Annotated in this window: 9 protein-coding genes; all 9 read right to left on the bottom strand. The window is 54.3% G+C overall.

Annotation, left to right across the window (positions count from 1 at the left end):
• Positions 1-49: 49 nt before the first annotated feature.
• Positions 50-1063 (bottom strand): 5-dehydro-2-deoxygluconokinase, encoded by a 1014-nt coding sequence (gene iolC, locus ACQKPA_RS29755; protein ID WP_427495998.1) that lies wholly within the window; start codon positions 1061-1063, stop codon positions 50-52.
• Positions 1064-1311: 248 nt separating this feature from the next.
• Positions 1312-2220, bottom strand: a complete 909-nt coding sequence (gene iolE, locus ACQKPA_RS29760) for a myo-inosose-2 dehydratase (RefSeq protein ID WP_427495999.1) — start codon at positions 2218-2220, stop codon at positions 1312-1314.
• A 22-nt stretch (positions 2221-2242) separates the two neighbouring features.
• The gene (gene iolD / locus ACQKPA_RS29765; protein WP_427496000.1) at positions 2243-4108 is read right to left on the bottom strand and encodes a 3D-(3,5/4)-trihydroxycyclohexane-1,2-dione acylhydrolase (decyclizing); all 1866 of its coding nucleotides are present in this window, start codon (positions 4106-4108) and stop codon (positions 2243-2245) included.
• Between the two features lie 135 nt (positions 4109-4243).
• Positions 4244-6469: a glycoside hydrolase family 88/105 protein gene (locus ACQKPA_RS29770; RefSeq protein WP_427496001.1), complete on the bottom strand. Its 2226-nt coding sequence runs from the start codon at positions 6467-6469 to the stop codon at positions 4244-4246.
• Positions 6466-8238 (bottom strand): hypothetical protein, encoded by a 1773-nt coding sequence (locus ACQKPA_RS29775; protein ID WP_427496002.1) that lies wholly within the window; start codon positions 8236-8238, stop codon positions 6466-6468. Before ACQKPA_RS29775 ends, ACQKPA_RS29770 begins: the two co-directional genes overlap by 4 nt.
• A 27-nt stretch (positions 8239-8265) precedes the next feature.
• Positions 8266-9141, bottom strand: a complete 876-nt coding sequence (locus tag ACQKPA_RS29780; RefSeq protein WP_427496003.1) for a carbohydrate ABC transporter permease — start codon at positions 9139-9141, stop codon at positions 8266-8268.
• Positions 9142-9167: 26 nt separating this feature from the next.
• Positions 9168-10070, bottom strand: a complete 903-nt coding sequence (locus ACQKPA_RS29785) for an ABC transporter permease (RefSeq protein ID WP_071218553.1) — start codon at positions 10068-10070, stop codon at positions 9168-9170.
• A gap of 93 nt (positions 10071-10163) precedes the next feature.
• Positions 10164-11792: an extracellular solute-binding protein gene (locus ACQKPA_RS29790; RefSeq protein WP_427496004.1), complete on the bottom strand. Its 1629-nt coding sequence runs from the start codon at positions 11790-11792 to the stop codon at positions 10164-10166.
• Positions 11793-12239: 447 nt separating this feature from the next.
• Complete coding sequence (locus ACQKPA_RS29795) at positions 12240-14492, bottom strand: helix-turn-helix domain-containing protein (RefSeq protein WP_427496005.1); 2253 nt, start codon at positions 14490-14492, stop codon at positions 12240-12242.
• Between the last annotated feature and the right edge of the window lie 305 nt (positions 14493-14797).

Consider the following 14797-nt stretch of genomic DNA (forward strand, 5'->3'; position numbering starts at 1 on the left):
ACATCAGTGATGACAGATCTCCAATATAGCTCCTGACCATGAACTAAACTCAGGAATTGGAGGTAATTTCGCCTCGCTTGCAGCGCTCGATATAATCGTGAACCGCCTCGCTCGTTGGCATCGCATCGGAGCAGCTGTGGCTGGAGATGACAATGCTAGCCGCTGCGCTGCCGAACTCCATGCAGCGCTCGATGGGCCAGCCCTGCATCAGGCCGTACAGAAAACCGGCGGCGTAAGAATCTCCCGCTCCGAACGTCTTGATGACTTTCGCCGGAAAGCTTTGTGCCGTATGGCTGGCACCGCCAGGGGTATACGCGATGGAACCTTCCTTGCCGTGCTTGATAATCACGATCTTGGCGTTGTAATCAAACCACTTGGCGGCCGTGATGCGGTCGCTTCGTTCCGGGTTGCCCCCGAACTGCTCCATCATGTCGAACTCCTCGCGCGTGCCGAGGATAATATCGCATGTTTCCGCTGCTAAATTGTAGTAGATTGCCGTCTCCTGCGGAGATTTCCAAGTGTACGGACGGTAATCGAGGTCAAACGCGATCACGGCCCCGTGACGCTTGGCATAGTCCAGAGCCAGAAACACGGCTTCCCGGGAAGGACTGGCCGCGAGCGCGGTTCCGGAGATCAGCACCATTTTGGCGGAGGCGATCAGCTCTTCGTTCACGTCCCCTGTCTCCAGCAGCAAGTCCGCGGCGTTGTCGCGGTACATTAGAATGCTGCAGTCGGTCGGACTCTTGATCTCGGTAAAAGCCAGACCCGTCACGGCTCCCGTGTAGTCGGTGGACACGCCTTTAGTCGCAATTCCGTTATTCTCAAGGTATTTTGTAATAAAACGGCCCATCTGATCGTCCGCAACCTTGCCGATAAAGCCCGTGTTCAGCCCCAGACGTGCCATCCCGATACAGATGTTGGCGGGTGATCCGCCCACGTACTTGGTAAACGTGCTCGTTTCCTCCATCGGCCGGTTAATTTCATTGGCGTTCAGATCGATGCAGAGCCTCCCTACAGCCACGAAATCCACCGGTTTTTCGTTATTGAACATGATTTCACTCATGGATAAACCTCCTTGATCAGATCGGCCCCCAAGCTGTGAGCACCAAGAAACGGGTGGCCCCACTCTCCTATGGCCGTAATTCACCTGCAGTTCTTTATCCTTTGACACCTGATCACCTAGAGCTCTTAATCATCGAAACCTGAATGAGAGCTACTGGCTGTCTGCTATGCATGCTGGTATCTGTGTTCTCGAACTCTGTCAAATCGCCATGAGCCTGGTTTCAACTCGCGCGCCGCTTAACTACAGCCCTATAGTTTCAGCTGGCCTTCCAGCCGTTCCAGGTATTCGATGGCCTGCTGAGCGTACTCCTTGGCAGGGTGCAGCGCAGGGTCCTGTTCACCCTCCAGCATCGCCCAGCCGTCATAGCCGCGCTTGACGAGCTCGCCGATAATCGGCGCAAAGTCAATGCAGCCGTCTCCTGGAACCGTGAACACGCCTCTGCGAATACAGCTCACAAAATCGCATCGAGCCTGTCGTGCCTGCTCCAAAATATCAAGCCGTACATCCTTCAGATGGATGTACGCAATCCGCTCATAATGCTTGCGGAGCAGTTCAAGCGGATCTGCTCCCCCATAATAGGCATGACCGGTATCGTACAGGAGAAACACCAGCGATGGGTCGGTCATGGCCATCAGGCGGTCGATTTCGTCCGGCTGCTCCACTACCGTGCCTCCATGGTGATGGTAAGCCAGCTTCATGCCATAGCTCTTCGCAATCTCGCCAGCCTGGTTCAGTCCTTCCGCCAGGCTTTCCCATCCGGCGTCATCCAGACGGAGAACGATGCTCTCACTCGGCGTCCGTCGGGGATCGAAGTGAAGTGATCCCCCTACCTCCGCCGTGCTGATGACTTTGCTGCCGAATCCGGCCAGAAACTCCGCGTGCCGTCGGTAATCCTCCAGCTCCTGCTTCCGGTAATCGGGATCAGAGAACAGCACCGACTTCCACTGGGAAACCAGCTGAATGCCGCGCGCATCGAGCTCCCGTTTCAGTACTGTCCGATCCTTAGGGAATTTCCTTCCCATCTCCGTACCGGTCAGTCCCAAAGCCGCAATATCATCTACAATCATCTCAAAGGTCGTGTCGTCCCCATGCTCCCTAACGTCCTCGCCGACCCAGTTAATAGGATGGATCCCAAGCTTGAAGTGCCTGTTGCTCATATCCAGCGCTCCTTTGTGTGGTTTAGTAGGGCCTTGCTTCCTTGCTTCGGGCAGCCATCTGGCGCTGCGCTTCGGTCACCTTGCTTGAGGCCGACACCTCCGGCACCTCTACGCGCCACCAGGACTCATAACCATCGGTGTTCGTCCCCGGAATGACCGGAATCTCGATCAGCGTCGTCACGGTTTCCCTCTGCGCCTGGAGCAGCGCTTCATGCAGTGCCTCAGACGTGTTGGCTTTGTAGGCTTTAGCGCCAAGGGCTCGCGCGTGCGCGGCAAAATCAATCGGGAGGTACTCTCCGGTCAAGCGACCCGTCCCTTCTTCGCGGCGCCGGAACTCATTGCCAAACCCGTCGCTGCCGTTGCTTCGCTGCAGATTATGGATGCATTGGAAACCGTGGTTGTCAAACAGCAAAATCGTGATCTTCCGCCCTTCCTGCAAGCTGGTGACCAGCTCCGAGTGCATCATCAGGTAACTGCCGTCGCCGACCAGCGCATAGACTTCACGGTCCGGCTCCGCGAGGGCTGCACCCAAGGCGCCGCTCACCTCGTACCCCATGCAGGAGAAGCCATACTCCATGTGGTACGTCTTCGGTTCGGAAGGTCTCCATAACCGGTGCAGGTCTCCCGGCAGACTGCCTGCAGCACAGACGATGACGGAAGACGGGGAGATGATCTCATTGATGACGCCAAGGGCTCTCGTCTGCGACAAGCCGTCCGGATGCTCGGCAGCGTACAAGCGGTCAACCTCGCTGTCCCACTCTGCTTTCAACCCGGCAAGCTCGCTATCTTCGTAACCCGCCTGATAGCCTTCCCGAGACAGCTTCTGATGCAGCGCTTTCAACCCTTCCTTCGCATCGGCAATCAGCGCTTCGCCGCCCAGCTTGGCGCCGTCCGCGCTGTTGACATTCAGGTTCAGGAACGATACGTCCTCCCTTTGAAACGCCCATTTGGAGGACGTTGTAAAATCCGAATACCGGGTACCGACCCCGATAATCAGATCGGCCTTAGCGGCAGCGCGATTTGCCGCCAATGAGCCCGTTACGCCCATGGCGCCCAGGTTCAGGGGATGGTTCCAGGGAAGCGCACTTTTGCCGGCCTGCGTTTCTGCGACCGGGATGCCGAAAGCTTCCGCAAATGCAGCCAGGTCGGCGATCGCATCGCTATAGTGCACACCTCCTCCGGCAATGATGAGCGGACGCTTGCTGGCTGCAACTCGTGCCGCCGCACGCTTCAGTCCTTCCGCCGACGGCGGTCGGCGGTCGATGACGTGGACCGTTTTCTCAAACAGCGAATCCGGATAATCGTACGCCTCAGCCTGCACGTCCTGAGGCAGCGCCAGCGTGACCGCTCCCGTCTCCGCCGGATCAGTCAGCACACGGATCGCTTGACGGGCGGCCGCGATAAGCTGCTCCGGCCGGGATATCCGGTCCCAATACCGGCTCACCGGCTTGAATGCATCTGCGGCCGACAAGGTATAATCTGACGGGGCCTCTATCTGCTGCAGCACCGGATCAGGCTGGCGGCAGGCGAAGTTGTCGCCAGGCAGCAGCAGCACCGGGATGCGATTCACCGTTGCCGTAGCTGCCGCGGTGACCATATTGAGCGCACCGGGTCCGATGGACGAGGTGCAGGCCCAGATCTGCCGCCGGTTCTTTTGCTTCGCGTATGCCGCAGCGGTATGCACCATGCCCTGCTCATTTTTGCCTTGAACATAAACCAGGTCACCCGCGCTTCGTTCCAAGGCCTCGCCAAGACCGGTTACATTGCCGTGTCCGAATATTCCCATTACCCCACGTACGAATTTCGTCTCCACTCCATCGACGGAAACGTACTGTGCATCCAAAAACTTCAGCAGCGCCTGTGCCATCGTTAATCGTGTCGTTGTCAACCGGTTCATCTCCTTTTCAACTTTTCATCTTCATTGCATCCTAAGGAAAAAGCATTATGTGAATTAAGCGCTTAACCTAATAGATCCAAACGCCTAACCAACTAAGGGTTAAGCGCTTTACAGAAAGTGTATGCCTTACTTGCCGTCCAGCATGCCTTTCAATTTTGTGATTTCCACGCCCGCCAGCATCATGATGCCGGTCCCGTGATTGTCATTCACCACGGTGAGCAGGTCATGCTTGTAATAATCCCCGGTAAAGGAATAACGGGACCCGCTGCATACCCCGTGCACGCTGCCGCGGCGATCGATGGCTTTTCCGGTCAGCCCCTGCCATGCCCGAATGGCTGCATCGGCGAAGGGCGCGGGATTCTCCAGCCAGCCAAATCTCACGCCTCTGGCAAAGGCGTAGACAAACATGGCTGTACAGGATGCTTCCTCATAAGCTTCCGGATCGGTAATGACTTGTCTCCAGAGCCCTGACTCTCCCTGGTAAGAAGCGACTCCGGCACACAGCTCACGAAAAAATTCAAGCAGTGCGGGGCGATCCTGATGATCCTCCGGCAGGCGTTCAAGCAGCTCGGACAAGGAGAACAGGCTCCAGCCGTTTCCACGCCCCCAAGGAATTCGGGTTGGCTTCCCGTATTTGAAGTCAAACACGTGGCTCATCACGCCTTCCACAGGCATAAACAGATACTCCCGATACCTCAGAAACTGATGGGCCGCGTCATCCAGATAAGAGGAATCGCCTGTAATCTCGGCATACCGCGACAAGAAAGGCGTGCTCATGTACAGATCATCCGCCCACATCGTATCCGCAGAGTACTCCGAGATGCAGAGACGATAGAATGCGCCGTCTTCCCGACGTTCCAGGCGGTTCGTCATAAAATCCGCAATCACTTCCGCCACATTCAGATAGTCCGGATTGCCGCTTTCCGTGTAGGCTTCCAGCATCGCAGAGCCGAAAGAACCGCAGTTGTCCAGCATTTTGATCAGCACCAACTGATGGTTAATCGACGGAAATCCATACGTATCCCGATCCCAAACGGCGTATTCATACCATGATGTACAGATGTCGATGTGCGCCCGTGCATATTCCGCAATATCCGGCCGCTTCAGGATTCGCGACGTCTGAAGCAGGCCGTACATCGTCACCCCAAGCGGATAGTCCCAGCGCCCGAAATTGGTGGCAGTTCCGGAAGTCCATTTGTTGCTGAGCATCGCGTTCTCATAGAACGGCCTGACCCGGCGGCCCGGCGCATCCAGGGACCAGCCGGTCAAACCGCGGCTATCCGCCCGCGGGAACAGCCGTCGGACCGAACACACCTCCTCCTGTATTTCCTCCTTCTCTGCAGCCAGCGGCCCGGCAAATAGCCAGGGAGAGGGTGCGCCCTGGACCGGAACCGGAAGCACTAAGTCCAGCTCTTTCTCTGAACTATAAGCCTCAAGCTCAAATCCCCATCCGGATGGCCCACTAGTGCAGCGAACGAGAAGATCCCCTCGACAGGACGCAGCAGGAATCTCGCAGCCAAAATCGCCGCACTCTTGAGTATCCAACACAGGTTTCCCGCCGATCCATACTTTCGTCCGCCCCAGAGCGCGGCCTCTAAGCACAACATAGTCAACGCCCGCCGGCACATTCAATCGGCTCCAGGCATAACCCGATACCGGGAGCTCCGGCAAGCCAAACATTCGCTCAAAATTCGGCTTCTCCGCTTCTTCCTCGCTCCAGCCTGTGACCGGGAGCCAGCTAACACCGGTCTGACTTTCGGTTCCGTACGCATTCGGAAAGATGCCGCTTTCTCCGAACATGCCGGCGGTCAACGGCCCGGCATACGCCCAACCGGCTGCTTCCTTCCGATCAGCAAACGGGGACAACACCTGCAGAATTCTGACCTTGCCTTCCTGAGCGCCAAATCGGCAGCCGAAGCCAGCTTCGGTCCAACGCGCCTCAATCAGCAGCGTATTCCAGCCAGGTTTCAGAACAAGCGGAACAACGATCTTTGCATCCGGCATCATCTCGTCCTCGGCTCCCGAGCGGTACATCAGTTGATCGTTCAGATAGAACCGTACGGGGCTGAACGGCATGACCCCGGCGTCAAGCGAACGCTCATCGTCGCTCCAGACCAAGCCAAGCGCATAGGCGGCGTCCCCCTGCTTCGCATCCCGGAACAGGTCACCGAAGTTGAAGTCATAATATCCTTCCTCTGTCTGAAGAATGCCCGTTTCGGCAAACGACCGCAGCGCGAACGGAATTTCCGGGTTTGCCCCGATGTAGCGGCAGGCAATGGTCTTCAGCATGCCGGCATCATCATCGCGCAACCAATACCGGATGCTCTCCCGAGCTTCGATATAGCTTGTCATGGAGCTCCACTTCCTTCCGTTTGAGCGTGTCCAGCCGCAGGAGAAAGTTTGATGTGAATCTCCTTCTCGAACGGGGTTACCACGTTCAGCAGCAGCGTTCGGAAGCCGAGCGGATAAGCTGCTTCCCGGACGCCCGCCGCCGTGTGCTGAAATCCAGCGCCGCTGATTTCCATCCAGTCTCCGTCCGCTTCATAACGGATGCTCCCTCCCATCCAGAACTGGGCATCCGCTCCGGCAGGAGCAAGCTCTCCACCGCTAAGGGTTCCAGCTGCCGGAAATATGAGCGAGATCTGCGATACGACTTCCTCCGGCTCCGTCGAGGAAATGACCAGCTTCCAGCCATCAACGGTTTCCAGCACATCAACCCCCACCTTATGCCGCTGCACATGCGTCTGGGGACGGCGATGATGCGGCAGCAGATACCAAGGGCTGATGTCTGCCTTGGTGCTTGCAGGCAGATCGGCTTCCGGCACCGGTCCGTTGTAGCCCTTCTCCTGTTCGCCGGATAGCCGATATCCCTGCTCCAGCGTCGCCATCCGGCTCATCTTGACAAAGCCGGGGTCGAAGTAGGAGGCGAACTGCACGCCAAGCAAACGAGCCGCTCCATGACGAATAGAAAAGAAGGAGGACATTTCCGTGCTGACGGTCACGCTGGTATGTCCTTCACGGATTCGGGCGACCGGAGCGCCAAAATCCGTATGCATCCGGCTGTAATGGATGACTCCGTGATGACCGGCACCTGCAAACCCGGACAAGTAGCGATCCCTTGGAAATTCTCCGTTCAGCACGACGCGGTAATGCTCCGGCATCGGCGTTGTCTCGGCACCCTGGCGCTTTAGCCCCGGATCCAAGAGCAACCGAACGGCTGCGTTGGTCGGTGCTCCGCCGGGATGCTTCAGCAGAGACAGCGACTGTTCCGCCATCCCCTGAAATACCGGATCACGGTCCATTGAGGCCATCATCAGACACGGCAGAAAATATCCCGCCATATCGAAGCTTTGACCAAAATCCTGCCGCCCGGAATATTCGGTGACGATCTCCCCGTCCGGGTGAACCAGATAGGACATCATCTTCAAATTGGCACGGACCGGGATCAGAAGTTCCGGACGTTTCAGCAACCTGGCCGCATGTATCAGCATGACGTCGCTGACGACGTTGTAGATTCCGTTGCTGCGCTCGGTCCATTCCCCGTCCGCCGTGGCATCCATGCCTTCGGCGAGCCACTCCTCCGCTCGCTTCAAGGCATCGTGCGAATCAAACAGCTCATTCAAGAACCCCAAAGCCGCGCAGATCACCCACCGATGGTTCGGCGTATGGCAGCCTCCGGTGATCAGCGCGGGTAAGGTGCGTTCCAGAAACAGCAGCATATCCGCCGCCGCTCCCTTCAGCTCTTCCCAACCGTCGGCTAGAAGCAGCTGCGCTGCTTGCGCGTAACCAACCACGACGAAGGCGGTATCCGGAGGAGAATGAAAATTCGTCCAGCCCGGCGAGATCGTACCATCGCTATGCTGAGCCTCCAGCATATAACGCGCCGCTAGCGTTAATCTGTTCGCCAGCTCCCTGCTGCGGTAGTATTCGGATGCCGGATTGCAAAGCGCGGCGGCCCAGATCGCCATGGCGGTCGGTGTCCCGCTGTTATGGTTGGGTGAGGGCAAACCGTTCTCCAAGGTACGAACCCCGCCATACCAGCGATGTGCCTGCTCCATAATCTGGCGGTCCATCCCCTCCCGAACCCAGCCGTCATTGACTTCAAAAACTCTGTTATACATATACGATCCTCCTGATATCCGTCGTCCTTAACCCTTCACGGCTCCCAGCATCACGCCGCTGACGAAGTAACGCTGCAGCCATGGGTACACGATTAGAATCGGCACCGTGGCAAATACGACGCTGGCCGCTTTCAAGCTTTCCGTGGTTGCTCTGACACCCGCTGCAGGTCCCTCGTTACGGGTCAGATCCGTTATCATATTGTTCTGTACCAATTGATACAGCTTCAGCTGGAGCGGATATAGCTCTTCGCTTGTAATGTACAGCAGCGTGTCCTGAAATCCGTTCCAGCGCCCGACCGCATAGAACAGGCTTAGCGTTGCTATGACCGGCAATGACAGCGGCAGAATAATCCGAAGCATCGTTCCGATCTGGCTTGTGCCGTCAATCTCGGCCGCTTCCTCAAGACTTTCCGGAATTCCGTTAAAGAAGGAGATCAGGATAATCAGATAGAACGGGCTGATCAGTCCCGGAAGAACCAGGGCCCAAATCGTATCCAGCAAATTCAGGTCTTTCACGAGAATGTATTCCGGGATAATGCCCCCGCTGAAGAACATGGTCACGATGATGATAAACATGAAGATTTTGCGGCCTTTGAGCTTTTTTTTCGTCAGCGGATAAGCGGCAATCATCGTCATGACCATGCACAGCACCGTCGTCAGCAATGTGAGCATGACCGTAAAGCCGAGAGACCGGATCATGCTGGAATCCGAGAATACGGATTTGTAAGCCTGAAGGCTGAACTCCACCGGAAACAACGTCACGTCACCTGACGTTACCGCACGATTTGAGCTGAAGGAGATGGCGATAATATGGAAAAAGGGTGCCAGGCAAATAAGAACAAAAAGTGCAAGCAGGATGATGTTTACGGTATCAAAAACGCGGTTCGACACACGCTCGCTCATGAGTGATACTCCTTTCTGCAAAAACGTTAAATGATGGACTCGTCCGTCAGTTTTTTGGATGCATAGTTGGCGCCAAGGATAAAGATCAAGCCAACGACAGCCTGGAACAGGCCGACCACCGTTGCCAGCGTATACTGCCCGGATTCCAGACCGGTCCGGTACACATAAGTACTCAGCACGTCAGAGTAATCCATGACCGCTTTATTGCCGATGACAAACGGACGGTCAAAGCCGATCGAGATCATATTCCCGAGATTAATGATGAGGAGCGTTACAATCGTCGTCTTCAGGCCCGGCAGCGTGATATACCAGATTCGCTTGAACCTGCCTGCCCCGTCCACTTCCGCCGCTTCAAACAGCTCCTTGTTGATGCCGGTTAAGGCAGCCAGATAGAGGATGGTTCCCCAGCCTGCGCTCTGCCACACACCCGTTGCCAGGTAGGTGATGAGCCACGTATTTTTTTCAGTTAGAAAAGGCACCGAATCAAAGCCGAGCGCCATCAGCATATTGTTGATCATGCCCGATTGCGTGCCAAACACCTGGTATACGATGCCGCCTATAATAACCCATGAAATAAAATGGGGAATATACAATATCGTTTGGGATAAACGTTTGAACCATCGAATTCGGAGTTCATGCAGCATTATTGCCAGAATCAACGGGGCCGGAAATGAAACCAAGAGGTCCAGCAGATTGAGCATCAGTGTGTTACGCAGTGTTTTATAAAAGTCCTGTGTCTGGAAGACTTCTCGGAAGGCATCCAGTCCAATCCATTCGCTTCCGGTTATCCCCTGAAAGAAATTGAAATCCTTAAAAGCAATCTGAACGCCCCACATCGGGCCGTATTTGAAAATGATAAAGTAGACCAAAGGCAGAACAAGCAGTGCATATAGTTGCCAGTACCGGCGCAGGTAAACGGTTCCTCTCATCTGAATCATCCTCTCCTTGCTCATGACGCCGGGAGCGAAGGGACGGCCTCTTGAATATAGCCGTCCTTTCCCTTGTCCCGCTGCGGATTGCCTTTATTCGGATTGCATTTCCTGATAAACCTTGGTCCGCTCATCAAGAATCGCCTGGCCGCCGCTGACCATGTAATCCTTCATGGTAGCTTCGAACACTTTCTCGAAGTCTTCCGGTTTGGCCATAGCCGTTTTTACGATCATCTCTTCGTATTTAGCTTGGAGGTTCGTGCCGTATTTCGCTTCAGCTTCGATCGGTCGGTCAAAGTTGACCGGCTTAAACGTATCCGTTGCCGCAATTTCGACGGCCTTGCGGTGCAGATCCTGGAACTTCTCCGGGAAGTTGGTCGTCAGCTTCTCCCGGTTCTGTGCCTCGTCACCAACAAAGTTACCGTTAGCGATAATGGCAATGTCGCCGGAGTTGTAAAGACGATCAATCACATCTTGAGGAGCGTCGGTCTTCATGACGGGAATGCCGTCCACCATTTCATAGTTTTCGCCTTCCACGCCGTTTTGCAGAGCCAGCAGATTGGCAGGATCCGCCATCCAATTCAGGTATTTAATCGCTTCTACAGCATGGCTGCTTGTTTTCGGAATCATGATATACATGCCGTTTGGCGCATATTCAGGCTTCGCACGCTTGCCTTCGGAGTTCGTGAATGGATCGATCGGTTCCAGTTTGGCATCCGGCTGGTTTTTCAGCAGCGTATCATAGGTGCCGTCTGCGTAGTACAAGTTCGGATAATCCTCTGTCAGGAAGCCAGTGAGGCCATTCGTTACATCCTGGGTCAACTGCTTCTTGTCTTCGTCCAAACTGAAGTCACGGCTGATCAGCCCCTCATTGTACAGCTTGTTGAAGAATTGAAGCGCATCCTTAAAGCCGGGAAGCAGGGTCGGATAGTCATTGGCTCCGAGCTTTTGGAGCTGCGTATACTTCTGTTCTTCCGTGGTCGGCTGGATAAAGGACCAGATTAACGGATCGTATTGAGCCGGTTCGATTGTCATGCCGAAAGGAATGACCTTACCGCCGGTTTTGCCCGGATCCTTTTCTTTAAAAGCTTTCAAGACCTCGTACAGCTCATCCGTGGTTTGTGGCACATCCATGCCGAGCTTCTCTAACCAGTCGGTACGGATAAAGGAAGAATACTTACCCAGGAAAGCCCGCTTTCCTGGAACGGCAAACTGTTTGCCCATGTACTGGCCGTAACTCATCGCGTCCTCATCGAGGAATTCCTTCAGGTTCGGACCGTGCTCGTTGATCAGATCGGTCAGTTCCGTCAGTCCGCCCTGCTCCGCGTAGCGATTGAAGGTAGGGGTATCGTACGTAAAAACGATATCCGGCACGTTTCCGCCGCTGGCCATCAGAACGTTCAGCTTCTTGATTTCCTCCGAACGGGGTACCGGTACAAATTCCATCTTAATGTTGTTAGGAGTTCCAAAGTTGTCCTGGATGTATCTCGTTAGGTAGCTGTCGGTTATGGTGTATGGCTTCGGTGTATTGCCGCGATCAAAAATTTCGACCTTCAGCGTGACCTGCTTACCATCATTAGAGCCGGAATTTCCGCTTCCACTTGAGGTATTGGTGCTGCTCCCCGAGTCTGATGAACACCCGGATAATACGACCGTTCCGGCCAACAGCATGACGAGCGAGAGCTTTGCGAGCTTGCCCCATTTTTTCTTGCTTGCCGCCATAGTTACATCCCCTTTTCTTATATTGATAATTACCCTACCGTTCGCGCCGTTCTTTTAATTGAATATATCCTGTGGATACATCACTACGCTGCTTTGGGACCCATTCATGTAAGCGCTTAACCTTTCGGGTGTCCTCAGTATGCCTCAGAGGCCCGTGAATGACAATAAACCAAATTCCAAACGACAGAATCCGCATGGTTACAGGGTTTTTCGGTTTTGCAATGACTATTTTCGCATCATAAACTGTTTTCACACGATCGCCTTAAACCTTGCTGCATCCGCGATTTGTTCCTTATGTTGAACGTCCCGCTAAATGTGGTCCTTGTTCGAAACATGCCGTGAATTTGTAAAAAATACGAAACGGGTGCAACTTCCGGTCGGAAACTTCTGCACCCGCTGTTTGATAAACTATAATCATAAACTGCTTTCGGAATCCAGGCTGCTCGTTTAGGATCCCGGCTCTATACCAGGAGACGACTTCATCTTCAACTTGCGGTAATCTCCCGGAGTCACACCGGCCGTCCGTTTGAACACCCGCCCAAACGTAATGGCGTTTGCATACCCGATCTTCTCCGCAATTTCCTGTATGGAGAGCTCGGTCTCCGTCAGCAGCTCCTCCGCCCGCTTCATCCGCAGCTGTACCAGGAAATCAACGAACTTCATATCGTATTCCATTTTAAACAGATAGCTTGCGTATTTGCCTGAAATCTGAAAACGGTCGCTAAGATGCTTCAGGGACAAATCCGGATCTTCAAAATGCTCTTCGATATAATGTTTCATCTCGCTGATCATGGCCCGGTAGCTTTTGGTTTCGCTGAGCGCAACATAAGTACGGTAAGTTTCCGTTAACTGATCGCTGATCCTGCTCTGCAGCTCCTCCAGGGTCGCTGCTCCCGCCAGCATATGATCCTTGCTCTCCGAAAGCTGATTCCGCAGCTCGCCGGATAACACCCCAACCTCCCGGGACAGCAGCTGAAGCATGCTGTTGACCAGAGAACGGATGATATCATCCTTCAGCCGCTCCTCCTTGAATGAAACAAACATATCCTGCAGACGGATTCTCCAGCCTTCGTTATTTAAGCGAAAGTCCTTGACCAGCTCCGAAATTTCCGTCAGATAAGGAAGCAGGTGACTTAAATCCCCCTTGGACAGCTCATCGCCAACCAGGACACCATGATCCCCCATCACCAGTCTATGGCCGAGCGCCTCCGAGGCGGAGCGGTACGAGGCCCCGATCTCATGAAGCCCGGTGACCGTACTGCCCAGCCCAAAGCGCAAAGGCAGGCGAAGCTTTTCCTCGACCCAGCCGCGGCATTCCTCGGCAGCATGGATCAGAGCCGCACGAGTCTCGCCTTTTACCTCCGGCAGCGCGATCAGAATACCGACGCGGCTGCCGGAGATCCATTCGAGCCAGCTGTTGAAGCCGGCATTGCGTGAAAGCTCCTGGAACACGTTCATCAAGGCAAACTTCAACACGTTCTGGTCCCGAGCAGTATGAACATCCTGAAACCCGCTGTAATCATTGATTTCACCGAGCATCATAACATAGCCAACCGGTTGTTCCGGCAGGGTCATCGGGGTCAGCTCGCTCATCCGGGATTTCAGCTCCTCCTCGTGCTTCTGCCCGCCGATCAGGTCCATAAACAGCTGACTGCGCTGAAGCTGGAGATTCTCGTCCTGCTTTTTGTCATAATCCATGGACCTGTTGATCAGGCTTTCAAGCGCGCTGTCGATCACGGATAGTTCATCCTTGGCCGCCTGCGGCATGTTCAGCTGAATGGATTCTATGCGGTTCATCATGGCTTTGATCGGCTGATAATTCCGCCTGCTAATATAAATGATGTAAATAACGGCAAGCACCACAGTAACGAAGCCGATGACAACCCAGATATAGGATACGACCGACACCCACGCATAGAGCTGGCCCGCACGGAGACCGCTTTCAAAAGTCCATCCCAACTGTTCCGATTGCAGCGTTGTCAGCACCTTGCCTTCTTTGCCCCGGTTATCCTCTCCCGTCTGGGATGCTTCGAAGATCAGCTCCCCGCTGGAATCCAGAATATTCAAAAAGGAAACGCTGTCATTTATCATCGGATTGATCATCTGCTCCAACCGGTACATGCTGACGTTTATCACCAGCAGCCCCTGGCTTCCGAAAGGGAGCGGCAAATTTTTGTGCATGGAGATGACCTGCTTCGGTTCGTTCTCCCCGAGACCCGTCATGGAGCGTACGGCCGACCAGCCCCGATAATCGTGGTCCTTCACGGCGTGCTCAATAAATGAACGGTCCGGGAACGACGAGAGGGAGCTCTGTCCGCTGGTGGTCAGCACGGACTGATCCGAATGACGGTACAAATAAACCGATTCAATCATGTCGTTGTCCGTTTGCAACACGCGAAGTCGTTTTACCAGCGAGTACATCAGATTTTGGTCGGATGACGGGGTACTGAACAGATAGCTTGAGTATAGGGAACTCGTCTCCACTTCGTTCAGCACGTTCATCTCAATGGCATGGATGGAGCGGTCGAGGTCTTCCATAATAAATCTCGTGGATATCCCGTTCGCCTTGGCCGCTTCTTCTCGTGAAGCCTCATTAAACATAATGAAAGAAAGAAATACGATAATTGTAATGGTGATAAGGAAAATGGGAAAATAGGAAAGAAGCAGCTTGCGATACCAGTTTTGCTGCAAAGAGGTCATTCCTTTCTCTTCCAGGTTAAGCGTTTTACTTATGCTTGTCCTTTATTGTAGCACGGCTTTGTCCCCCACTGGAAGAGGGGTGTCTTCAAAGGAAGGAATCCTTAAAAGGCACCTTTTACATGACACCATGTTCATTCTGATTCGATCTAATCGGTTACTTCCTCATCATGCGTCATTTCCACCGAAGGAGCAGGTACTGTCCTGTCCTCTTCTTAACATGGTTAGCAAAACCAAAAAGCCGCGAATCCCCGCGGCTCCTTGTACCCTATATGTTTTTGTCCCCAGACAACACATTCCTGTGCAAG

This window comes from Paenibacillus sp. NPDC093718, from assembly GCF_050279985.1.
Lineage (GTDB): Bacteria > Bacillota > Bacilli > Paenibacillales > Paenibacillaceae > Paenibacillus_AQ.

What these genes read in the sequence shown, in the direction of transcription:
- iolC (WP_427495998.1), bottom strand. Translation starts at nt 1,063, where the DNA reads ATGAGTGAAATCATGTTCAATAACGAAAAACCGGTGGATTTCGTGGCT.
- iolE (WP_427495999.1), bottom strand. Translation starts at nt 2,220, where the DNA reads ATGAGCAACAGGCACTTCAAGCTTGGGATCCATCCTATTAACTGGGTC.
- ACQKPA_RS29770 (WP_427496001.1), bottom strand. Translation starts at nt 6,469, where the DNA reads ATGACAAGCTATATCGAAGCTCGGGAGAGCATCCGGTATTGGTTGCGC.
- ACQKPA_RS29775 (WP_427496002.1), bottom strand. Translation starts at nt 8,238, where the DNA reads ATGTATAACAGAGTTTTTGAAGTCAATGACGGCTGGGTTCGGGAGGGG.
- ACQKPA_RS29780 (WP_427496003.1), bottom strand. Translation starts at nt 9,141, where the DNA reads ATGAGCGAGCGTGTGTCGAACCGCGTTTTTGATACCGTAAACATCATC.
- ACQKPA_RS29785 (WP_071218553.1), bottom strand. Translation starts at nt 10,070, where the DNA reads ATGAGAGGAACCGTTTACCTGCGCCGGTACTGGCAACTATATGCACTG.
- ACQKPA_RS29790 (WP_427496004.1), bottom strand. Translation starts at nt 11,792, where the DNA reads ATGGCGGCAAGCAAGAAAAAATGGGGCAAGCTCGCAAAGCTCTCGCTC.
- ACQKPA_RS29795 (WP_427496005.1), bottom strand. Translation starts at nt 14,492, where the DNA reads ATGACCTCTTTGCAGCAAAACTGGTATCGCAAGCTGCTTCTTTCCTAT.